Genomic DNA, 22,519 nt, shown 5'->3' on the forward strand with positions numbered 1-22,519 from the left:
TCTATGGATGCTATTTTTTTAAAGATTGATCCGATCAAAGGCGACAGCAACGTTGATGGATATGTAGACCAAATTGAAATTATGTCCTTTAGTCATAATGTGGCGATGCAGGTTACTAATGATGTGAGTAACACCAACCGTACGTCTGGTCGGGCGCATGTGGGGGAGATGTCACTGACCAAATTTGTCGATATTTCCACTCCTGAACTTAATCTTTACTGTTGTTCCGGGAAAATGATTACACAGGCTGTTTTAACGCTATGTCGCAATGATGGCGATTCGGTGCTGCCGTTTATTGTCTATACCCTCGACAATGTATTGATTTCACATATCAGCGTCAGTGGCGGCTCGGGCGGTAAACCTGTTGAAACGCTATCGCTAAACTTCAGCAAAATTAAATGGGAATTGAAGGCCCAAAAATTAGAAGGGGCGGAGAAAGGTGCGGCGGCGTCGACCTGGGATATGGCGATGAATAAAAATGGTGGTTGATGATGAAATCATCCATCCCGGTTGCATTGTTCGACAGACTGATGGATGAGGATGTAACGCCGCGCGAATCGGTGTGCCGGGAGCTGAGACGATTGTTCAACTCCCGTGCTCCTGCGGATGATGACGAGTTACCGCTGCTACTTGCCTGGGGCGTCCCGGAATGGCATGGGCTGAACGCGGGCGATGAACGAGTGCTTAGCTGGTATTGTCGCCGGCTACGCGCAGCCATTTTACGCAACGAGCCGCGGATTCAGGCGCTAACTGTCAGCGTGAAGGATGCGCATCATCAGACGCTGACGCTACGCATTGAAGCGATGCTGTGGAACGATGATGACCCGTTGACGCTGAGTCTGGCGTATCAAAACGGCAGTTGGCAATAACCCGCGAAAGGGGAAGGTCAATGGACGATCGATTGCTGGAAAATTATCTGCAGGAATTACGATGGTTGCGAAAAGCCAGCGGGGAGTTCGCCCATCGGCACCCGCATGTTGCCTCTCGTCTGCGGCTGAGCGAATTTGATTGCCCTGATCCGCATGTTGAACGGCTTTTAGAAGGCTTCGCTCTGCAAAGCGCCAGACTGCATCAGCGCCTTGACGACGGCTTTGGTGAACTGTGTGAATCGCTACTGGAGCAGCTTTCTCCCCATGTAATACGCCCCTTTCCTTCCTCTGCTACCGCTCGTTTTACTGCGGATCCGCTGGCAGGCGATTTGAGTCAGGGCTACGCGCTTCCTGCCGGAACGCCGCTTTACGCGCTAACGGAAAGCGGTGAGACGGTCTGGTGGCGTACGGCGCTGGCGCAAACGCTGTGGCCTATTGAGATTGAAGATGTTACCTGGTGTGATGAGGCACAGGCCCGGCAGTTAACCGGACTAACGCAGGCGCGTGGCGCGTTGCGTATTCAGTTACGTTGCCTGCCGCCACATCAGTTTTCAACGTTGGCGGTAACACAGTTGCGCATTCATCTCAGCGGTTCGCCACAAATCAACGCCACGCTGTTTGATTTGCTGTACGCCCATGTCATTGGGCCGCTGCGTCCGCACCCCATTGGTCTGCTCAATGCCGAACAGATTTTGCCCTGTGAACCGGGCGTGGAGTCCAGCGTGCTGGCGCTCAGCGCCTGGATGAACAGCCCGCAGGCGTTGATGTATTTTGATTTGCCGCTGCCATCGGCGAGGGATGGCGATGGCATGACCTTGTGCATTCCTTTCGATCGCGCACCGTCGGGGGCGCAGCATATTCACGCGGGTGATATTCGTCTGGGCTGTGTGCCAATCGTTAACCTTTTCACCCGAACCTCTGAACCGCTGATCGCCGGGCATACCCGCAGCGAGCATCGGCTGGTGGCCGATCATCACGATCAACATGTACAGATCTATCGAGTCCAGACGCTGTGGATGAGTCGCCGTGAGGAAGCTTGGCGCGTGCCTGCATATTACTCTGCCCGCGGGCATAGCGAGTCCCGCTGGTTCTGGCATGCGCGGCGCAACCCCCAGCAGGGCAATGCGCTGTGGTTAACCCTGGTGGACAGTCGCTTCGACCCGTTTGCCCCGGACGAAGAGACAAGCCTGACGGCGACGCTCTGGTGCAGTAACGGTGAGAAGGCCGCACAGCTTTGTGCGGGAACGCCTCTGACCTTTGAAATCCCTGGCCCGGTTGCGCAGGTGCATTTACTGGGAACGCCGACCACGCCTTCGGCGCCCGCCTTGCAGCGAGATGCGCGCTGGAAACTGCTTTCTTCGCTGGCGCTCAATCACCTTTCATTGACCGAGGGTGAGAGGGCACTGGACTCGCTGAAAGAGCTGCTGGCGCTGTATGCCCCTTCCTCTGCGTCACCCGCCGTCTGGCAACAGATAAATGGCATCCGCGAGATGTGTTGCCAGCGGGTCAGCGAGCACCGCGGGGGCGAAGCCTGGCGCGGCTGGCATAACGGTATTCGGGTGACGCTGACCCTCGACCCACAGGCATTTACGGGCAACAGTCGGCTGTTGTTTGCGGGGATTGTCGCCCGTTTTCTGGCGCGCAATGCTACCGCTAACTGCTTTGTACGTACGGTATTGCTGGATGAAGGGGAGGCGCTGTCGCTATGGACAGACGTCAAGCAGACTGCGCTGATAGCGTAATGGCGCAATTTAAGGGCGAGCCGTGGCGTTTTTCGCTGGAGCAGTGCCTCAGGATTTTACAGGCGAGCGGCGACACGCCCGAACTGTGGGGCGAGCTGGGGCTGGCGTTTGCGCCTGCGGAAGTCGGCGCGCTGAACAAAGATGTTCTTCAGGTGCGTAGCCTCGGGCCGGGAGGCGTGGATGGCGTACTGCCCTACGGCTGGCTGGAATGGCTGCAGCAGGCGATGCAGGATAAAAACAGCGCACCGCAGGATTTTATCTTTATGTTTCAGCAGCGCTTTATTCAGCATCATTACCGAAGCCTGAGCCTGTATCGGCTGGCGACGCCCTACGCGTGCCGGGAGAATGCGCCGGGGTTATCGGTGATGCGGGCGCTGTGTGGTTTCAGGCTCGATACCATAGAAAGCCGTGAGACTGCGCAGGTACAAAGTCTGCTGATGCAATGTGGCAGCCTGGCTAATCGCAGGCGTTCAACGGCTGGATTTGTGGCGCTGGTCGAGGCCGTACTGAACGTCACCGTGCATGTCGAAGAGTTTGTCGGTCGCTGGCAGCCTTTGCCGCAGGCATCCATAAGCCGGACGGGATGTCGACTGGGGCGCACCAGCGTCGCCGGGCGACGGATCTGGAATCAGCATGCGGCGCTGCGGGTGCACTTACATGCCGAAAGCTCCATCCGGTGGCGGGCATTTTTATCCGATGGGCAAGACTTTATTCAGCTCAGCAAACTGGGGCAAATCTGGTTTGGCCCAGGGATAACGCTGCAACTGAGGATGTGCGGGACGCTAAATCTGGACCACTGCCTGAGCCGCGAGACGCCGCCGCGTTTGGGCTATACCGCGCAACTGGCAGGGCGTAAACCCGCCGCGTTTCATTGCCAACAGCAACTTGAGGAGAACACCGCATGGACTTAAAAGCGCTGGTACAACGACTGAATCCGGTTTGCTTTCGTGCGCTGGAGCAGGCCGCCGAACGCAGCCGGGCGCAGGGACACTGGTTTGTTGAGCCGGAGCATCTGCTGCTGGCGTTGCTCGATGATGATCATTGTGATCTCGCGTATTGCCTGAGCGGCGCGGTGATTTCCGTCGACACGCTGCGTGAAGAGATCCATAGCGCCCAGGCGCAGTTCAAATCCGGCTGCACGCGGATGCCGGTGTTTTCCGTACAACTGGTGGAATTGCTGGAAGGGGCGGTGTTGTTGGCGGCTTTCCAGCGCCTGGTGAAGGTCCGTTCAGCGTTGTTGCTGCAGGCCTTACTCACCCGGGAACGTCTGCGCGCCCAGCTGGCGCAGGGAATGCCGCTGCTGTTGCAGCTTCCGGCGGGGTTGATGGAAAGCCAGTGGCAGAGGTGGTGTCGTGGCTCCGTTGAAGAATTAAGCGACACGCATACGGGAGAAAAACCGGAGCGTGAAGGGGGCGTGCTGGATCAATACACCCACGATCTAACCCGTGATGCGCGGGAAGGTCTGATCGATCCGATCATCGGGCGCGACGCGGAGATCCGCCAGTGTATCGATATCCTGCTGCGCCGCAGGCAAAACAACCCGATTCTGGTTGGTGCACCGGGGGTGGGTAAAACCGCCGTGGCCGAAGGGCTGGCGCGACGCATTGCCGAAGGCAGCGTGCCGCCGCCGCTGCGCGATGTTGCTCTGCTGTCGCTGGATCTCGGCCTGTTGCAGGCGGGCGCGGGCGTCAAAGGTGAATTTGAACAGCGGCTGAAAGGGGTGATCGACGCGGTAAAAAAATCCCCACAGCCGATCATTTTATTTATCGACGAAGCCCACACGCTGATTGGCGCGGGCGGCGCTGAGGGCGGCAGCGACGCCGCCAACCTGCTGAAACCGGCGCTGGCGCGTGGGGAACTGCGCACCATCGCCGCCACCACCTGGCAGGAGTACAAAAAATATTTCGAAAAGGATCCGGCGCTGGACCGGCGTTTTCAGCGTATCCAGATCGAAGAGCCGGACGAGAACAGCGCGGTGGTGATGCTGCGGGCGGTGGCCGACAAGCTGGAAGCGCACCATGGGGTGCAGATCCTCGATACCGCCATCCGCGAGGCGGTGCGTTTGTCGCAGCGCTACATCTCCGGGCGCCAACTGCCGGACAAAGCCATCAGCGTGCTCGACACTGCCTGCGCAAGAGTGGCGCTGGCACAGCATGATGTGCCGCCCCAGCTTGAGGAGATCCGTCAGCAGCAGGCGGCCATCGAAGAAGAGAGTGAACGCCTCAACCGCGAGTTGCTGGTGGGCGTCGATCATCACGACAGGCTTTGTGAACTGGAGGCGCTGGCGGAGAAGTTACGCTTGCAGGCGCGGGAAGTGGAAGGTCGCTGGCAGGATGAACGGCTGCGGGTCGGCGAATTACTGGCTGCGCGTCAGCGGATGCTGGATCTCAGTGCGCGGCTGGACGATGACGAGGAACTGGAGCAAGAGCTGGTGGAGTGCGCGGCGCTGATCGGCAGGCTGGAAACCACCGCAGCACAACTGCGAGAAGAAGTCGCGCTGGTGCCGGACTGCGTCGACCCTGCCACCGTGGCGGCGGTGATTGGCGGCTGGACGGGCATTCCACTCGGACAGATGCTCACTGATGAAGCCCACGCCCTGCGCACGTTAGTTGAACGCATGAGCGAGCGGGTGATGGGACAGCAGGCGGCGCTGGAGACCATTGCCCAACGCCTGCGCGCCTATCGCAGCGGTCTGACCGATCCGCAAAAGCCGGTCGGCGTGTTCCTGCTGGTGGGGCCAACCGGCGTGGGCAAAACCGAAACAGCCTATGCGCTGGCCGACGCCCTGTACGGCGGTGAACGCAATCTGATCACTATTAATCTTTCTGAGTACCAGGAGGCGCACACCGTCAGCCAACTGAAAGGCGCACCGCCGGGCTACGTGGGCTATGGCAGCGGCGGGGCGTTAACCGAAGCCGTGCGCCGTCGCCCCTATTCGGTAGTGTTGCTCGACGAAATCGAAAAGGCGCACCCGGACGTGCTGGAGGCGTTCTATAACGTCTTCGACAAAGGCGTAATGGAAGACGGTACCGGGCTAATTGTCGATTTCAAAAATACGGTAATGCTGGCGACCAGCAACGTCGGCGCGGAGTTGATTCTCGACACGCCTGCGGCTGAATTAAACAGCGAGCTGTTTAACGAAGATTTGCGAGCAGAATTATTAACCCATTTTCGTCCGGCGTTTTTAGCAAGGATGACCACGGTGGCTTATCGCGCGTTAGATGAAGAAATATTAAAAGGGATTGTGCTGGCGAAGCTGGAGAAATTATCACAGCGGTATTTAACGGCGACCGGGGAGAAATTAAATATGGAGGATGGGTTGGTTGAAAGGGTGATGGAGAAATGTAAGGGCATCGGGGCCAGAGATGTTGAGAATCTGGTGGTTGGGGAAGTGATGGGAAGCTAAGCAATAATTTAGAGGGAGCAGACATGCCGATTAATTTTATAGGTGCAGCCACTGCGATGGGGCATAGAGAAATAGCAAGAGAGCTTGCGCTAGCTTGTATTTATCAATTTCAGGCGATTAGAGGGCCAGGTAATGGTATTGGCAATGGTTCGTGTTGCGCTAGTGTGAAAGGCATTGCGCCTGATAATGATGGATTACCAGTATATCGTTTTGGCCAGAGCCAGGCCCATTTATTGGATAATGAAGCATTTCAAGCTGGTGGTTTTTTTAATCCAGCGCAACATGCAGAAAGACAGGCACATCATGTAGGACAACAGATTGGCGGATATGAATCGCATCTTTTTGTCGAACTTCCACCATGTGGTAATGCATTTCATGGGTGTTACCAGTGGTGCATGAATACAATCCCAAATGTATACGTTTGGTATTTATACAACAATACAGCACAAATGGTTGCAGCACATGCAGGGGGAATTCAATTTGAATTTGCTGCATTAAATCAAGCAATTCCCTAATCATTTTAATGAGTTGAGATAATCAATTTAATTAAATAACAATTAAGGACTTCCCCATGCCCAATACCACCATAATAAAATTCACCGCCCCAGCCCTAACCGGTCTTACCGCCGCGTCAGCGCATACAGAATCAATGCTCAACGGCCTGACCATTGCCACCGTCGCAGGAACCACCTCCGCGCCGTTAACCTTAGACAGTGCGCTGGCGACCCATCTGACCGCCACCATCAACAACGCTGATTACGACGCCCTGATTGCCGAGGCGCACCAGCTTCCGGCGACCAGCAATGCCGATCGCTACCAGTTTGTGCTGCGACCCTGGCTGTGGTGGCTGACGCTTGCCAGCAATAACCGCGTGTTTCAGAACCTCAGTGTGCAGGAGATCGTCGAAAAGGTGTTTAAAGACGCCGGGTTTACCGACTACAAATTTCAACTGAAAAGCAAACCGGCGAAGCGTGAATACTGCCTGCAATACAATGAAAGCGATTTTAATTTTGTCTCGCGGCTGCTGGAGCAGGAGGGTATTTTCTGGTTCTTTACCCACGCAGCAGGCAAGCACACGCTGGTGCTGGCGGATGATAACAGCGCCTTCCCGCCGATAACGGGTGAGAAAAAGGTCAAGTATCAGGCGGCGCAGAGCGGTGAGCGGGAAACCGGCATGATTCGTTCGGCGCAGCTAAGTTTGCAGGCCACCACGCAGGGCTTCCAGAGCAGCGACTATAACTATGAACAGCCAAAAGCCGCGCAGTTTGCGCAGGCCGGTGAGAAGAAGGGCGGCATGCAGTATCAGCATCCGGGGCGCTTTAGCGTTAAAGCCGAAGGCGACGCGCTGGCGGCGTGGAAGGTTAACGCCCTGAAGGTGCAGGCGAAACAGCTGGTCGGTGAAAGCGACTGCGCGGCGCTGATGGCCGGGCACTGGTTCACCTTAACCGATCACGACGACAAGGCGCTCAACATCGACTGGCTAATCACCGCCGTCAGCCACGAGTACGACGGCGAACACTACCGCAATCGCTTCACCGCCATCCCGAAAGCTACGCCGTATCGCCCCCTCGCCGTGACGCCACAGCCCTTTATGCATACGCAAACGGCGACGGTGGCCGGTAAAAGCGGCGAAGAGCTTTGGACTGATAAGCTTGGTCGGGTAAAGGTGCAGTTCCCGTGGGACAGAGAGGGTAAAAACGACGAAACCAGCTCCTGCTGGCTGCGGGTCGCCACCGCCTGGAGCGGCAACGGCTTTGGCGCGCAGTTTATCCCGCGCATTGGTCAGGAAGTGGTGGTGAGCTTTATCGACGGCGATCCGGATAAGCCACTCATTACCGGCTGTGTGTATAACGGCGCGAATGCGTTGCCTTATGCGCTTCCGGCGAATCAGACCCAGTCGGGGATAAAAACCCACAGCGAAAAAGGTTTTAACGAACTGCGCTTCGACGACAAAAAAGATGCCGAACTGCTGGCGATGCAGGCGCAGAAAGACTTCCAGCTTACCGTGCTCAACGACAGCAAAACGACTATCAGCCATGACGAGATCGCCTGCGTTAAAAACGATCGCACCCGCACCGTTGAGGAAGGCAACGAAACCGTCACCTTAAAAAAAGGCAATCGTGCGGTGAAAATTGAAAAAGGCAGCGACACGCTGGAGGTGAAGGATAAACGCAGCGTGACGGTGAAGGGCGATCAGGAGCACGCCATCGACGGCAACGAGACGCATAAGGTAAAGGGCAACTACATGCTGAACGTCGACGGCAACCTGACGATTAAGGTCAGCGGTACGCTAACTCTGGAGAGCGGCAAAACGTTGGACATCAAGAGCGGGGCGGGTCTTAACGCCAGCGCATCGGGCAGTATGAAGCTGGATGCCACCAACATCGCCAGTGAAGCGAAAGCCTCGCTGACTCAAAAGGCCGCGACGATAACCCACGAAGCAAAGGCCACGCTCACCAGCAAAGCCAGCGCCACTCAGACTGTGGATGGCGGCGGGATGCTGATGATTAAGGGCGGGATGGTGAAGATTAACTGATGAGCGATACGCAGGAGTATCAACAGGATAGCACCCTGCTACGAGCGAATTTCGCAAACGACCAGCTTAACGGTGAAACGCGAATTGAAGAAAACGGACGGCTGCTGGCGGTTTTGCGTTACCAGCAGGGTGCGCTGAACGGGATGATGGAGCGCTGGCATCCTAACGGCCAGCTTGCCATGCAGCAGGCGTATCGTGAGGGCAAGCCGGACGGTATTGCTCGTTACTTCTCGGAAAATGGTGAGCTACTGCGAGAAGAGCAGTGGCTTAACGGTCAACTGCACGGCGAATGCCACAACTTTTATCCTTCCGGGCAGGTACAGCTACGTGAACAGTGGCAGCAAGGGCTGCGTCACGCTCTCAGCGAACAGTTTTACCCGGACGGGACGCTTGCCCAGCGTTTATCTTATGAAAAAGGGATAATGAAAGGTGAGGCGCAACGCTGGTTGCCGGATGGGCGCGCCATTGATGCCACGGGTAAAGCGCAGTCGCGAATGAGCAAATGGACGGAGAGGCTGTGAAAAGCCTCTCCAGAGCGCCTCTTAACGCAAATGATGTACCACCTGGTTGCTGCCGCCGCGCCAGATAATCCCTCTCTTTATGTAAGCAGGGGGCGATATCTCATCTTGTATGCTCAGGCCGGTATAAGTCCTGCACCATTAAAAATCATGGGATGCTAAGCTTCATCACTAAAATTTGTTGCAAGAAAAAGCCGCCAGTGACTGAAATTCCGGAGGCTTTCTACTGTCCGAGTGTACGATTACCTCGCTGTTCGGTTTACGTCGCCAGACCGCCATCATTAGTGCATCCGGCTCTCCATTTAAATGTTGGCAAACGCCATTGCCACGTCAGTGTAGCGCGATGTATAGGTGTTTCTGGCTTCCGTCCTCAGATAGGGATTACCTTCTGGTAGACGCCAGCGGAACAGGTTCTTGCCTTGCCCCACCAACCGGTACAGGATTTCGCCGCTATGCTTGCCGTGATTAGTTTTACCAAATAAACCCCATGTTTTGTTCTGACCCGGTTTTGGTGATTTACACCACCACCTCATCAGGGAAGCGATTCCTGGACGGTATTTGCGGGCCAGCCAGTGAGCCAGTTTCCAAAACACAAGACGGTCAATGTAACTGAAGACTTTGGCCTTAAAATCAAAAAACTGGTAGAAAGCAGCCCAGCCTTTCAGTTTTCGGTTAGGTTGTTCAGCCATATCGACTTGCTTTCACTGTAATTGCCTGATAACAGTGCCGTCAGAGAAACCGTTCGGTATCGTCTATACCACCCGCATATCGCCGTAACGACTGCGTTTGCGGAAAAGCCTGCGCTTCTGGTGAGTTACTTGGATGAGGAATGTGCGTAAAGTAAATTTACATTCACAAAATCCTGAATAAATCTACAGACAACTCTTTTTTAGCAAAATGCTTTCTCTATAATAGGTAGGACCATATCAGGGAGCTTCTGGTTTATGCTCAATCAAACCTTACCTGAAAACCGGGAAATACTATCAGTCTCCTGACCATGGACGCAGCGGGCCTTAAACGGTTGAGCACCAGTTGCGCGTGAGCGCGATTGCCAGGGAATTTAATATCGCGCGACAGATGGCACTCAGAATAAAGATGGCACATGTTTAAAATATGAAGTGGCGATTTTTAGCCTGCTTATTCGGTATAAAAGTTGTGGCTGACAGAGATTGAGTCGCTATATGATACAAGGGAGTGATTGCTGCCTTGAAAAGGCCAAAAGGCTAAGGGATAAAGGTAAAAGTCCTACCCTAAAGGGCAAAAGGCTTAAAGGGCTTTATCTGGTGCAGTTCTGTGATGTTACGGTGGCAGGAAGCTGGCGTAGGCAAGTGGATTTCAGTGCTGGTACAAATTAAAAAGCAGATCCGCTGCATCAGGGATCTGCTTTCCTGCGTTATCCGGCGCATGCCACTTCGCTTCGCTGTTCATAGCGATACGGCGGGATAAATTTCTGCCGACAGGCGTCAAGATAGTCCGACCACCACTGCATCATTTGCGTACGCTCGTCGAGATGCTCTGCCTTGTGGATATAGGCAGCTCTCACGCTGTTACGCTCCTGATGGCTCATCTGCCGTTCCACGGCATCTTTCGACCAGCGTTCGGACTCGATCAGCGCACTACAGGCCATTGTGCGAAAGCCGTGGCCGCAAACATCCACTTTCGTGTCATAACCCATTGTACGCAGTGCTTTGTTGATGGTGTTTTCACTCATTGGCTTACGCGGATCGTGGTCGCCGGGAAACAGCAATTCACCGTTGCCGGACAGTAATTTTAGCTGTTTCAGTACCGTAACCGCCTGTTTTGACAGCGGCACCAGATGCGGCGTTTTCATCTTTGCGCCACGTTCTGAATAGCGCACGTCCGGAATGGGCTCACGCTGGGCGGGAATAGTCCACATAGCACCATCCAGATCGATCTCTGTCCAGCGGGCAAAACGCAGTTCGCTGGAGCGAATGAAGATCAGCAGATTCAGCAGTACTGCCAGCCGTGTCAGTAGCCTGCCGGGATAGCTTTCAATATGCTCCAGCAGTTCCTGTAATCTTTCCAGTGGCAGGGCGGGGTAGTGGTTTTTCTGCGGTGGCTCTATGGCCCCGGTAAGATCATTCGCCGGGTTGCTGGCAATCAGGCTTTCCTGCACCGCATAGCGCATAATGGCCGTGGTGCGTTGCTGTATCCGCGCGGCGGTTTCCAGATTCCCCTTTTTCTCAGCCACCCGCAGCGGGATTAGCAGATCTGCGGTTTTCAAATCGGCGACAGGAAATTTGCCTATGAGCGGGAAAACATGCAGCTCCAGCGAGCGCTGGATTTTTGCGGCGTGGTTTTCTGACCAGCGGATATTTTTTGCCAGCCACTTTCGGGTAACCTCTTCAAAAGTATTGACGCTTTTTTTCGCCTGTTTTTCCTGTCGCTTTTTCTCACCCGGATCGTCCCCAGCGCTGAGGGTAGCTTTGGCTTCTTCACGTAGCTTACGGGCATTCGCCAGCGAAACGACAGGGTAAGCACCAAACGCCAGTTTTTTCTCTTTACCGCCAAAACGGTACTTGAGTTGCCAGAGTTTAGAGCCGTTGGGTTTAATCAGCAGGTACAGGCCTTGTGCATCGGTAAGCTTGTAAGGTCTATCGAGAGGTTTTGCGTTGCGGATAGCGGTATCGGAGAGTGGCATGGTGGGGCTCCATAGTTTATCGAACCGACAGGCCTCCAATTAAGCCCCCAAAAACTATGGATGTCAAAAGACCCGATGGTATTCAATGATACCATCGGGTCTCTTTAACTTACTGATTTTTATATGTCCTCGGACTTACTGAGACATCCCAAGACAAAAATATGGTGCCCGGACTCGGAATCGAACCAAGGACACGGGGATTTTCAATCCCCTGCTCTACCGACTGAGCTATCCGGGCAACGGGCCGCATTAAACCTTAATCAGTGCTGTCCGTCAACTCAATTTCAGGAAAAAACGACTGTTTGCTTAACTTTGCGGCAATCTGAACGGTTTCGCCGCAATTTCCCGTATTCAGGTCAGTGCACCGCCAGAACGGCACTGCGCGAAACGCAAAATATCTTCTGCCAGACGCTGTGCTGTGTCGACGTCCTGTTGGCTGCGTTTGACCAGCAGACGGCTCAGGCAGCCTTCCAGCACCAGTTCCATTTGCCTGGCGACCATGGTTGGGTCGTCCACTTCCAGTTTTGTCAGCAGGTCGTGCGTGAACTCGTGAGCGGCACGTTTTTGCAAATCGGCCAGTTGGTGAATCGGATGCTCTGGATCAGGGTAGAACGTGCAGGCGGCGATAAACAGGCAACCCGGATAGCGACCATTGCTGACACACTCTGTCAGGGCGCTATAGCGGGCCAGCAGTTTTTGCTCGCTGCTCAACGCTTCGTTGAGCATCAGCTGCCGACGCCAGGTATCAACCTGCTGGCTGAGGAAACGCAGCACGTCATACAGCAGCGCTTCTCTGTCGGGCCAGAAACGCTTCAGAGACTCGATCGGAACGTCGACCTTTTCGGCCACCATTTCCAGCGTTGTGTCGGCAATCCCTTTGATCTCAAGTAATTGCAGGGCTTGTCCCAATACGTCTTCGCGTTGCACAGCTTTCTCCTCCGCTTATCCCTTTAAAAGTGTCGTTTACCGGGGCAGTTTCTGCAAATGCGTATAAAACGCACTGGCATCCATAAACCCGGCAACCCGCATGGCAGGGATTTCATTTCCTGCGGCATCGAAAAACAGAATGGTCGGTAGACCCGGAACCTGCAACTGTTTCAGCAGGGCGGCATCCTGCGCTGTGTTGTGTGTCACGTCCGCTTGCAGCAAAACGGTGTTTTTCAGCGCTTGCTGTACCTGTGGATTGCTAAAGGTGTATTTCTCGAACTCTTTACAGGCCACGCACCAGTCGGCGTAGAGATCGAGCATCACCGGTTTACCCTTTGCTTGCGCCAGCGCTTCGTTGAGGGCTTCCACATTCGCAATGTTGGTGAAGTTCAGGTGTGCTTGCTGCTGCGCTGCTGGTGCACCAAATGCCCAGTCCTGTAATGGACGAGCACTGATCAACGCGGCAGCGAGCAGGGCAATCTGCACGATGCGCATCCACGGCTTGCCTGCCGTCAGGCTGGTGATAAACGCCCAGCCGAAGAAGGCCACGCCGAGTAACGACCACAGCCGCAGCCCCCACGTCTCACCCAGAATACGTTCGAGCAAAAAGACCGGCAGGGCAAGGATAATAAATCCAAAAGCGATTTTAACTTGTGCCATCCACGGCCCACTTTTTGGCAGCAGGCGATTGCCAAAGACGGTGACCAAAATCAGCGGAATGCCCATACCCAGAGCGTAGAGATACAGCGTTCCTCCGCCCAGCCAGAGGTTCCCGCTTTGTGCGATGTAGAGCAGGATGGCGCTCAAAGGTGCAGTGGTACACGGCGAGCAGATCAGCCCCGCAATGGCGCCCATTGTAAACACGCCACCCGCCGAGCCGCCCTGTTGGCTGTTGCTCATTAACGTCAGCCGGGTTTGCAATGAGGACGGCAGTTGCAGTGTGAACAGGCCAAACATCGACAGCGCCAGCAGGATGAATACGGCTGACAAGCCGATCAGCACATAAGGATGCTGAAGTGCGGCCTGGAACTGTAGCCCGGCCGCCGCCACAACCAGCCCTAACGCGGTATAGGTTAGCGCCATTCCCTGCACATAAAGGAAGGCTAATAGCAGCGCCCGCCCGGTGGAAAGGCGCTGTTTGCCGCCTAATACAATGCCGGAGATCAGCGGATACATGGGCAGAACGCAAGGTGTGAACGCGATGCCAATGCCAATCAGCAATGCCCACAGGGCAGAGAAGGGGAGTTCAGTTTGAGTGCTCCCCCTCTCCCCAACCCTCTCCCCAAGGGAGAGGGAGCTACGGGCATCTGTGCTCTGGTTTTGTCCCCTCTCCTGGGGGAGAGGGTTAGGGAGAGGGCGTTCGGCAGCCGCAGCAACCACCGCACTCAACGGCACCACTTTGGTTTCTGGCGGATAACAAAAACCGGCTTCGGCGCAGCCCTGATACGTCACTGTCAGCGTGGCGCCTTTGCTGGCTTCAGCCACCGTGAGCGGCACAGTCAGCCGTTGGCGATAAATTTCACTTTTGCCAAAGAATTCATCTTCATGCCACTCACCCTTGGGGAGCTGCAATGGCGAAATTGAGGCCTGAGAAGGCGTGACGGAGACCTGTTTGCGATAAAGATAGTAGCCGTCTTTAATTTGCCAGCTCAGCGTCAAATCGTGCGCGTTTTGCTGAAAATCGAAGGCAAAGGCCTGATCGGCAGGAATGAAATTCGAGCGGCCGGGTGCGTCAAATAACCCGGCGAAGGCTGAGGTGCTGCACAGCAGCAGGATCAGCGTAAGGATGCGTTGAGCCATGAGAGGTATTCGTTGTCTCCGTGGGAAACGGGTAAAACCAGCAGTTCCGGGGTCTGATACGGGTGATGAGACTTCAGGCAATCCAGCAGCGCTTGCTGATGCTCTGTATCGGTTTTCAGCAGCATCTGCACTTCATATTCCTGTTCCAGCTTGCCTTCCCAGTAGTAAAGCGAAGTGGCGCCAGGCAACAGGGTCACGCAGGCCGCGAGCTTCTCGGCCAGCACTTTGGCGGCGAGATCCTGAGCGGTGGCTTCATCCGGGGCGGTACAGAGTACAACGACTGCGGTGGGCAGGGTCATCTTCAAACCTCGTATCGGCGAAAAAGGCACTATAGCACGACGCAGGGGGGAAGGATGAATGACTCGGGCCGCTAAGCGGCCCGACTTTAAGTATTTTTACTCTCGACTGAAATCAGAGGATGAAGCTGCCCAGCAGGAAGCCAAAGCAGACGGAGAAGATGACGCCCATCGTGCCAGGGATAAAGAACGGATGGTTGAAGACAAAGCGACCAATGCGTGTGGTACCGGTGTCATCCATCTGTACTGCTGCGACGAGGGTCGGGTAGGTTGGCAAAATAAACAAACCGGACACAGCGGCAAATGAAGCCACAGCGGTTAATGGCGATACGTTCAATGCCAACGCCATTGGCATCAGCGCTTTTGCCGTTGCGGCCTGAGAATAGAGCAGCGCTGAAGCGAAGAAGAAGATGACGGCCAGCAGCCACGGATGACCCTGAATCACACTGCCTGCCGTTTCTTTAATCCAGTCGATGTTGTGCGAAACGAAGGTGTCTCCGAGCCAGGCGACGCCCAGAATACAGATACAGGCGCTCATACCCGCTTTGAAGGTGCTTGAACTGAGGATGCTGTCGGTTTCGACCTTACAGATAATCGTTGTCAGGGTGGCAACGCTCAGCATGATGATCAGAATGGCGTTGGTGGTGTTCATCAGCGGTTTGGCCACCAGGCCAAGGCTTGGGCTGTTGACGATGGCATAAGCGACCACGCAAAGCACACCCAGCAGGAACAGCAGCACCGACAATTTCGCCTGAGGTTTAATCTCCATTTTGCGCTCGCCGCGAAGCTCAACCAGCCCTTCTTCCAGACGCTTGAGATACACCGGGTCGTCAGAAAGCTTTGAATTAAACAGCAGGGTGACGAGGAATGACATCAGCAACACCGCCATCAGAGTCGAAGGGATCACGACCGACAGCAAATGAATATAGCTGACGCCATGGCCTTCCATCACGGAAGACATGTACACCACGGCGGCAGAAATCGGGGAAGCGGTAATGGCAATCTGGGCGGAGACAACGGCTGTTGAAAGTGGACGGCAAGGTTTTACGCCTTGTTCCTTTGCCACTTCGGCAATGACCGGTAACGTTGCCAGCGAAATGTTGCCGGTGCCCGCAAAAATGGTCAGGAAGTACGTCACAATCGGCGCGAGGATGGTGATGTATTTTGGATTTTTGCGCAGCAGTTTTTCCGTCTGATTAACAAGGTAATCCAGACCGCCGGCAATTTGCATTGCTGAGATGGCCGCGATCACCGCCATGATGATGGAGATAACGTCAAACGGGATCTTGCCGGGCTCCACTCCGATGATGGCGAGAACCAGGACACCGAGGCCGCCCGCATAGCCGATGCCGATACCCCCTAGTTTGGCGCCAAGAAAAATCGCTGCCAAAACGATAATTAGTTCAATGACTATCATAACCGCTTCCTTGATTGTTGGATGTTGGATACGTAAATGTTGTTATTTTGATATTCGCTATAAGCAAAAGGCACGTCACCGTGGACGTGCCTTTTTTGATTTTAACCCAAACGCTTACTGTTCGTTTTCATCGGTAAAGCGTTTCGCTTTATAAGCCGGGTGCATCAGGTTTTGCGGCGAGAAGATATCGTCCAGCTCGGCTTCGGTTAACAGGCCGCGCTCAAGGACCACTTCGCGCACGCTTTTACCGGTTTCGGCACAGATTTTCCCGACGATATCGCCGTTGTGGTGACCAATGTACGGGTTGAGATAAGTGACGATCCCGATGGAGTTATAAACGTAGCTTTCACAAACCTCTTTGTTGGCCGTAATACCGTTAACGCATTTTTCCAGCAGGTTGTAGCAGGCGTTAGTGAGGATGTGGATGGATTCAAACATCGCCTGGCCAATCACTGGCTCCATGACGTTCAGCTGGAGCTGACCGGCTTCAGAGGCCATGGTCACCGTGGTGTCGTTGCCAATCACTTTAAAGCACACCTGATTCACCACTTCTGGCACAACCGGGTTCACTTTGGCTGGCATGATGGACGAGCCAGCCTGCAGCTCTGGCAGGTTGATTTCGTTCAGGCCGGCGCGCGGGCCGGAAGAGAGCAGGCGCAGGTCGTTACAGATCTTAGACAGTTTCACCGCCAGGCGTTTCAGGGCGCTGTGCACCATGACGTACGCGCCGCAGTCTGAGGTGGCTTCAATCAGGTCTTCCGCTGGCACGACAGGCAGGTTTGAAACTTCTGCCAGTTTCTGCACAGCCAGCTGCTGATAGCCGTCTGGTGTGTTCAGGCGTGTGCCGATGGCGGTTGCGCCCAGGTTCACTTCCAGCAGCAGTTCAGAGGTGCGCAGCAGGTTTTTGGTTTCTTCGTTTAACAGCACGTTAAATGCGTGGAATTCCTGGCCGAGGGTCATCGGTACCGCATCCTGCAACTGGGTACGGCCCATTTTCAGAATGTCCTGGAATTCGACGGATTTACGCTGGAAGCCGTCGCCTAACTGATTGATGGCATCCATCAATTTCACCACGGAAGCATACACCGCGATGCGGAAACCGGTCGGGTAGGCATCGTTGGTCGACTGGCACTTATTCACGTGGTCGTTCGGATTCAGGTATTGGTACTCGCCTTTCTGGTGGCCCATCAGCTCAAGGCCAATGTTGGCAAGCACTTCGTTGGTGTTCATGTTGACGGACGTCCCCGCGCCGCCCTGATAGACGTCCACCGGGAACTGATCCATGCATTTACCGTTATTCAGGACTTCATCACATGCGGCAATAATGGCATTGGCGACACCTTTTGGAATGGTGTGCAGTTCTTTATTCGCCAGCGCGGCGGCCTTCTTCACCATCACCATCCCGCGGACAAATTCCGGGATGTCGCTGATTTTGCTGTTGCTGATGTAGAAGTTTTCAATCGCTCTCAGAGTGTGGACACCGTAGTAAGCGTCCGCTGGAACTTCCCTGGTACCCAACAAGTCTTCTTCGATACGAATGGTGTTTAACATGTGAACCTTCTTGATTAATCTGCCAATGAATTCACCGTACACACAGGATGAGTGGGGTCATGTGTGTTTTCTGACCGACGATTATTTTCTTAACCGGCCCGGTGCCCATGATCATATGCTGATAATAGCGAATTGCCGTAATCTGGATCACTTATTATGTGCCGATGCGTATCAGATTTATTAATCTGTGAAATGAATCACCGCAAAAACAGTGAGGAAAAAAATGATTCCTCAGATGGATTGAAAAGGGTGGTTTTGCCTCCATCTCCTGAAAACGCGATTCGCAAACTCATTCAGACCGTTGCCGGGAGCGGCGGTTGTCCAACAGGAGAAGCCAGTGCGCTGGATACCTTTTATTGCCTTTTTCTTATACGTCTACATTGAGATCTCGATTTTTATCCAGGTGGCTCATGTTTTAGGCGTGTTCCTGACCCTGATTCTGGTGATTTTCACCTCGGTTATCGGCATGTCGCTGATCCGCAACCAGGGCTTTAAAAACTTTCTGCTGATGCAGCAGAAAATGCAGGCGGGTGAAAGCCCGGCGGCAGAGATGATTAAAAGCGTGTCGCTGATCATTTCTGGCCTGCTGTTGGTTATCCCGGGTTTCTTTACCGATTTCCTTGGCCTGTTGCTGCTGTTGCCGCCGGTGCAAAAACACCTGACGCTCAAACTGATGCCTCACCTGCGTTTTTCCCGTATGCCGGGCGGTGGTTTCAGTGCCGGAGCTGGCGGTGGCGAGACGTTTGACGGGGAATATCAGCGTAAAGACAAACAGCACGATCGCCTCGATCATAAAGACGACCTGTAATCTTTTTTGCCGGGTGGCGAAGCGCCATCCGGCATTCAGACAACGCTGCGGTTAGGCAAAAAAACCAGCGCCGCCAGCATCACAATGGCATACAGGCTTTTCAAACCTACCATCGCCAGCAACAGCAGGCACAATCCCAGCAATGAGGTAGACAGTAAGCCCCGCCCTGTGCCAGCCCCAGTTCTTGTTTTAAACCACTCATCACTTCAACCTGTTACGGGAAAGTAAGCATCCTGGCATTTCTGGACGAGAGACGATTTGTGACGTAGGTCCGTTTCAAAATTTTTTTTGATTTTGCCCCTTGAAGGCCTTGTCTGCCATCCCCATCTTTCAGGTCACTAGCCGGAAAACCGATTGCGGCCCGGCGTCACCCATAACTGACAAAGACTTTCTCAAAGGAGAGCTATCAATGAGTATTCGTCCGTTACATGATCGTGTGATCGTCAAACGTAAAGAAGTTGAATCCAAATCTGCTGGCGGCATCGTGCTGACCGGTTCTGCTGCTGGCAAATCAACTCGTGGCGAAATCATCGCTGTCGGTAAAGGCCGTATCCTGGAAAGCGGAACGGTGCAGCCGCTGGACGTGAAAGTGGGCGATATCGTTATCTTTAACGATGGCTACGGCGTGAAGTCCGAGAAAATCGACAACGAAGAAGTGCTGATCATGTCCGAAAGCGACATCCTGGCAATTGTTGAAGCCTAATCCACGAAACGAAGTTAAGGGAAAAGAACAATGGCAGCTAAAGACGTAAAATTCGGTAACGACGCTCGTGTGAAAATGCTGCGCGGCGTCAACGTACTGGCAGATGCAGTGAAAGTGACCCTGGGCCCGAAAGGCCGTAACGTGGTTCTGGATAAATCTTTCGGTGCACCGGCCATCACCAAAGACGGTGTTTCCGTAGCGCGTGAAATCGAGCTGGAAGACAAGTTCGAAAACATGGGCGCGCAGATGGTCAAAGAAGTGGCCTCTAAAGCGAACGACGCTGCGGGCGACGGCACCACCACCGCAACCGTACTGGCGCAGGCTATCATCACTGAAGGCCTGAAAGCTGTTGCGGCGGGCATGAACCCAATGGATCTGAAACGTGGTATCGACAAAGCTGTCGCGGCTGCGGTTGAAGAACTGAAAACCCTGTCTGTACCGTGCTCTGACTCTAAAGCGATTGCACAGGTGGGTACTATCTCCGCGAACTCCGATGAAACCGTGGGAACGCTGATCGCTGAAGCGATGGATAAAGTCGGTAAAGAAGGCGTGATCACCGTTGAAGACGGTACCGGTCTGCAAGACGAACTGGACGTGGTTGAAGGTATGCAGTTCGACCGCGGTTACCTGTCTCCGTACTTCATCAACAAGCCAGAAACGGGTGCTGTTGAGCTGGAAAGCCCGTTCATCCTGCTGGCAGACAAAAAAGTCTCCAACATCCGTGAAATGCTGCCAGTGCTGGAAGCCGTAGCGAAAGCAGGCAAGCCACTGGTTATCATTGCAGAAGACGTTGAAGGCGAAGCGCTGGCGACTCTGGTGGTGAACACCATGCGCGGTATCGTGAAAGTGGCTGCTGTTAAAGCACCGGGCTTCGGCGACCGTCGTAAAGCTATGCTGCAGGACATCGCAACCCTGACTGGTGGTACCGTTATCTCTGAAGAGATCGGTATGGAGCTGGAAAAAGCGACGCTGGAAGACCTGGGTCAGGCAAAACGTGTGGTTATCAACAAAGACACCACCACCATCATTGATGGCGTGGGTGAAGAAGCGGCAATTCAGGGTCGTGTGACTCAGATTCGCCAGCAGATCGAAGAAGCAACCTCTGACTACGATCGTGAAAAACTGCAGGAACGCGTAGCGAAACTGGCTGGCGGCGTAGCCGTTATCAAAGTTGGCGCGGCCACTGAAGTTGAAATGAAAGAGAAGAAAGCTCGTGTTGAAGATGCCCTGCACGCCACTCGTGCTGCGGTAGAAGAAGGCGTGGTTGCTGGTGGTGGCGTGGCACTGATTCGCGTAGCGTCTAAGCTCGGCGAACTGCGTGGCGTGAACGAAGACCAGAACGTGGGCATCAAGGTTGCGCTGCGCGCGATGGAATCTCCACTGCGTCAGATCGTCCTGAACTGCGGTGAAGAGCCTTCTGTTGTGGCGAACACCGTGAAAGCGGGCGACGGTAACTACGGTTACAACGCCGCGACCGAAGAGTACGGCAACATGATCGACATGGGTATCCTGGACCCAACCAAAGTGACCCGTTCTGCGCTGCAGTACGCCGCTTCTGTTGCGGGTCTGATGATCACCACCGAATGCATGGTGACCGACCTGCCAAAAGGCGATGCACCTGATTTAGGCGCTGGTGGCATGGGCGGAATGGGGGGTATGGGCGGCATGATGTAATTCATCCTGCCTCTGTCGGTAAGTGGGAAGCCAACTTACCTCAGAAAGCAATGCCATAAACCGGTTCGCCCGGGCGTCTGACGCTGAAAGCTGAAGGTTTGTCAGGCGAACATAAAGCACCGAACGATTCTGTCGTCGGTGCTTTTTTTTATCCCCGAAAATCGATTCTTTACGGCGCTAGTGGCCCTGGCGTTGTCGTCTATTTCTTAGCAGTTGGCAACGACTCCACGTGTGGTAACGGGGCATGTACAGCTTGATATTGCCTTCGTCGCAAAGCGGTAGTTTTGACGAGTAAATTTTAAAGGTACGAGTACGGGCACCAGATGTATTTTTCTCATGCCGGGATGACCCGCTCCGCTCATCATTGATGACGATTACAGCGGTATGCTCCCTCAGCATACGGGAAAACGGATAGCGGTGATTGGCTAGTTCAACCGTACGGAGCCTGAGTTTCGTCTCTCATCATTTGCGAATCTCCAGGGCTGGAGCGTAGAGGCTAAAAGCAGGAATGATGCAAATTGAATGGCCGTCAAACTATATTGAATGATCATTATGAATGATCAATTCTAATTTATTATCGATATTTTTAATATTAATGAATTCCTAAAGTAAGGCATAACACCTAATTTTATTCATCATTACCTCACCGTGTGCTTATAATATTTTCGCTGAGGTATTAACGGGTGGAGGTAGGTGGGAATTCGTTGCTTTAGGCGGAATGACCTCTTTTCGTGATTTTTGTTCTGCTTGCTGGATGTTAATAATACTATTTGTTTAGCAGCAGATCAGATGGCTATCAGCGGTGTCGAAAGTCGACGTATATTACAGGAACCTGTCAAACCAAAGGATTTAAGGTATGAATAACGCAATTAATGCGATAAAGCGCAAAGTAAATCAGTACCAGGAAATTAAGAAACAACGCGGTGTGACGTTGCTCGAAATTATCATTGTTTTAGGTATCGTGGGCATTATTGCTGCGGGTGTAATTATTCTTGCGAACCGTGCCTTTACGGCACAGGATATCAGTGAGTTAGTCGATAATACCAACTCCGTACGCGTAGGCACGACCGAAGCGTATAAAGATTCTGCTGAGTATCCAGCCACTGTTGACGCCACCCCTTTAACAAAAGCTAATATTTCCACTTTAGCCAACGACTCTATTATCTCTGCCCTTGTTAAAATGGGCAAAATTTCTGCCGATGAAGCCTTTAACGGCATGTCTAATGATGCCTTTGAAATCGGTGGGGTTAAATATGCCACTACAGATTCAAAAATGAAAGGTTTCTATATTGTTATTAACGGTCTGGATACTGAGGATTGTCGTAATATTGCCTCTCAGATCGGTTCGCAATGGGACTATGTTGCCTCCGGAGTGGCAGCGGCGGGCGCAACGTTAGGTGCCACCGGCGCGCCAGGTCAGCTATCAGGTGATGTTTCCGACTCAATTCTGAAAACATTGACAGCTGATAATTTAAACCCGGCAAGTATTGTCAAAACTGGTTTCTGTGACAATTCTACTAGTGCTGGCTCCGATAATGCGCTGATCTTAGGCAGTAAATAAGCCAGGCGTTAACGTTTAAGCACCAAGCTTACAACATTTATTGTTGTAA

18 protein-coding genes, 1 tRNA gene and 2 pseudogenes are annotated in these 22,519 nt (G+C 53.7%); 12 read left to right on the top strand and 9 right to left on the bottom strand.

Annotated features, from left to right (window positions below; genetic code table 11):
• Positions 1–3: 3 nt before the first annotated feature.
• From ACLW56_RS08105 to ACLW56_RS08140, 8 genes are read left to right on the top strand one after another with little or no spacing between them, the layout of a single operon-like run.
• Positions 4–489, top strand: a complete 486-nt coding sequence (locus ACLW56_RS08105) for an Hcp family type VI secretion system effector (RefSeq protein ID WP_043018228.1) — start codon at positions 4–6, stop codon at positions 487–489.
• On the top strand, positions 489–869 hold the full coding sequence (gene tssE / locus ACLW56_RS08110; RefSeq protein ID WP_330983275.1) for a type VI secretion system baseplate subunit TssE: 381 nt from the start codon (positions 489–491) through the stop codon (positions 867–869). The genes ACLW56_RS08105 and tssE overlap by 1 nt, the downstream gene beginning before the upstream one ends.
• Before the next feature lie 20 nt (positions 870–889).
• Complete coding sequence (gene tssF / locus ACLW56_RS08115; protein ID WP_330983276.1) at positions 890–2,611, top strand: type VI secretion system baseplate subunit TssF; 1,722 nt, start codon at positions 890–892, stop codon at positions 2,609–2,611.
• On the top strand, positions 2,575–3,522 hold the full coding sequence (gene tssG / locus ACLW56_RS08120) for a type VI secretion system baseplate subunit TssG (RefSeq protein ID WP_330983277.1): 948 nt from the start codon (positions 2,575–2,577) through the stop codon (positions 3,520–3,522). The genes tssF and tssG overlap by 37 nt, the downstream gene beginning before the upstream one ends.
• Positions 3,513–6,017 (top strand): type VI secretion system ATPase TssH, encoded by a 2,505-nt coding sequence (gene tssH / locus ACLW56_RS08125; protein WP_330983278.1) that lies wholly within the window; start codon positions 3,513–3,515, stop codon positions 6,015–6,017. The genes tssG and tssH overlap by 10 nt, the downstream gene beginning before the upstream one ends.
• Before the next feature lie 23 nt (positions 6,018–6,040).
• Positions 6,041–6,532, top strand: coding sequence for a hypothetical protein (locus ACLW56_RS08130; RefSeq protein WP_330983279.1), 492 nt, complete (start codon positions 6,041–6,043; stop codon positions 6,530–6,532).
• A gap of 56 nt (positions 6,533–6,588) precedes the next feature.
• Positions 6,589–8,553: a type VI secretion system Vgr family protein gene (locus ACLW56_RS08135; RefSeq protein WP_330983280.1), complete on the top strand. Its 1,965-nt coding sequence runs from the start codon at positions 6,589–6,591 to the stop codon at positions 8,551–8,553.
• Entirely contained in the window at positions 8,553–9,074 is a 522-nt protein-coding gene (locus ACLW56_RS08140) for a toxin-antitoxin system YwqK family antitoxin (RefSeq protein ID WP_330983281.1), read from the top strand. Before ACLW56_RS08135 ends, ACLW56_RS08140 begins: the two co-directional genes overlap by 1 nt.
• A gap of 173 nt (positions 9,075–9,247) precedes the next feature.
• Here ACLW56_RS08140 and ACLW56_RS08145 read toward each other — a convergent pair.
• From ACLW56_RS08145 to aspA, 9 genes and pseudogenes are all read right to left on the bottom strand, one after another.
• Positions 9,248–9,362 (bottom strand): annotated as a pseudogene (locus ACLW56_RS08145) (IS3 family transposase); the annotation flags it as partial.
• Between the two features lie 11 nt (positions 9,363–9,373).
• Positions 9,374–9,871 (bottom strand): annotated as a pseudogene (locus ACLW56_RS08150) (group II intron maturase-specific domain-containing protein); the annotation flags it as partial.
• 593 nt (positions 9,872–10,464) lie between these two features.
• Complete coding sequence (locus tag ACLW56_RS08155) at positions 10,465–11,733, bottom strand: tyrosine-type recombinase/integrase (protein WP_330983282.1); 1,269 nt, start codon at positions 11,731–11,733, stop codon at positions 10,465–10,467.
• Between the two features lie 162 nt (positions 11,734–11,895).
• A tRNA-Phe gene (locus tag ACLW56_RS08160) sits at positions 11,896–11,971 on the bottom strand.
• A gap of 113 nt (positions 11,972–12,084) precedes the next feature.
• Complete coding sequence (locus ACLW56_RS08165) at positions 12,085–12,660, bottom strand: transcriptional regulator (RefSeq protein ID WP_330983283.1); 576 nt, start codon at positions 12,658–12,660, stop codon at positions 12,085–12,087.
• A gap of 36 nt (positions 12,661–12,696) precedes the next feature.
• Positions 12,697–14,460, bottom strand: coding sequence for a protein-disulfide reductase DsbD (locus ACLW56_RS08170; protein ID WP_330983284.1), 1,764 nt, complete (start codon positions 14,458–14,460; stop codon positions 12,697–12,699).
• On the bottom strand, positions 14,436–14,759 hold the full coding sequence (cutA, locus tag ACLW56_RS08175; RefSeq protein ID WP_330983285.1) for a divalent cation tolerance protein CutA: 324 nt from the start codon (positions 14,757–14,759) through the stop codon (positions 14,436–14,438). The genes ACLW56_RS08170 and cutA overlap by 25 nt, the downstream gene beginning before the upstream one ends.
• A gap of 112 nt (positions 14,760–14,871) precedes the next feature.
• Positions 14,872–16,173: an anaerobic C4-dicarboxylate transporter gene (locus tag ACLW56_RS08180; RefSeq protein ID WP_330983286.1), complete on the bottom strand. Its 1,302-nt coding sequence runs from the start codon at positions 16,171–16,173 to the stop codon at positions 14,872–14,874.
• A 114-nt stretch (positions 16,174–16,287) separates the two neighbouring features.
• Positions 16,288–17,724 (bottom strand): aspartate ammonia-lyase, encoded by a 1,437-nt coding sequence (aspA, locus tag ACLW56_RS08185; protein WP_330983287.1) that lies wholly within the window; start codon positions 17,722–17,724, stop codon positions 16,288–16,290.
• Positions 17,725–18,061: 337 nt separating this feature from the next.
• Here aspA and ACLW56_RS08190 point away from each other — a divergent pair, with 337 nt between their 5' ends.
• The 4 genes from ACLW56_RS08190 (at position 18,062) to ACLW56_RS08205 (ending at position 22,470) form a co-directional block, all read left to right on the top strand.
• Positions 18,062–18,532 (top strand): FxsA family protein, encoded by a 471-nt coding sequence (locus ACLW56_RS08190; protein WP_330983288.1) that lies wholly within the window; start codon positions 18,062–18,064, stop codon positions 18,530–18,532.
• Positions 18,533–18,941: 409 nt separating this feature from the next.
• The gene (locus tag ACLW56_RS08195) at positions 18,942–19,235 is read left to right on the top strand and encodes a co-chaperone GroES (protein ID WP_330983289.1); all 294 of its coding nucleotides are present in this window, start codon (positions 18,942–18,944) and stop codon (positions 19,233–19,235) included.
• A gap of 30 nt (positions 19,236–19,265) precedes the next feature.
• Entirely contained in the window at positions 19,266–20,909 is a 1,644-nt protein-coding gene (gene groL / locus ACLW56_RS08200) for a chaperonin GroEL (protein WP_330983290.1), read from the top strand.
• A gap of 856 nt (positions 20,910–21,765) precedes the next feature.
• Positions 21,766–22,470, top strand: a complete 705-nt coding sequence (locus ACLW56_RS08205; RefSeq protein ID WP_330983291.1) for a prepilin-type N-terminal cleavage/methylation domain-containing protein — start codon at positions 21,766–21,768, stop codon at positions 22,468–22,470.
• The last annotated feature ends 49 nt before the right edge of the window (positions 22,471–22,519 follow it).

It is taken from the genome of Pantoea sp. sgz302252 (genome assembly GCF_047713085.1).
GTDB lineage: Bacteria > Pseudomonadota > Gammaproteobacteria > Enterobacterales > Enterobacteriaceae > Scandinavium.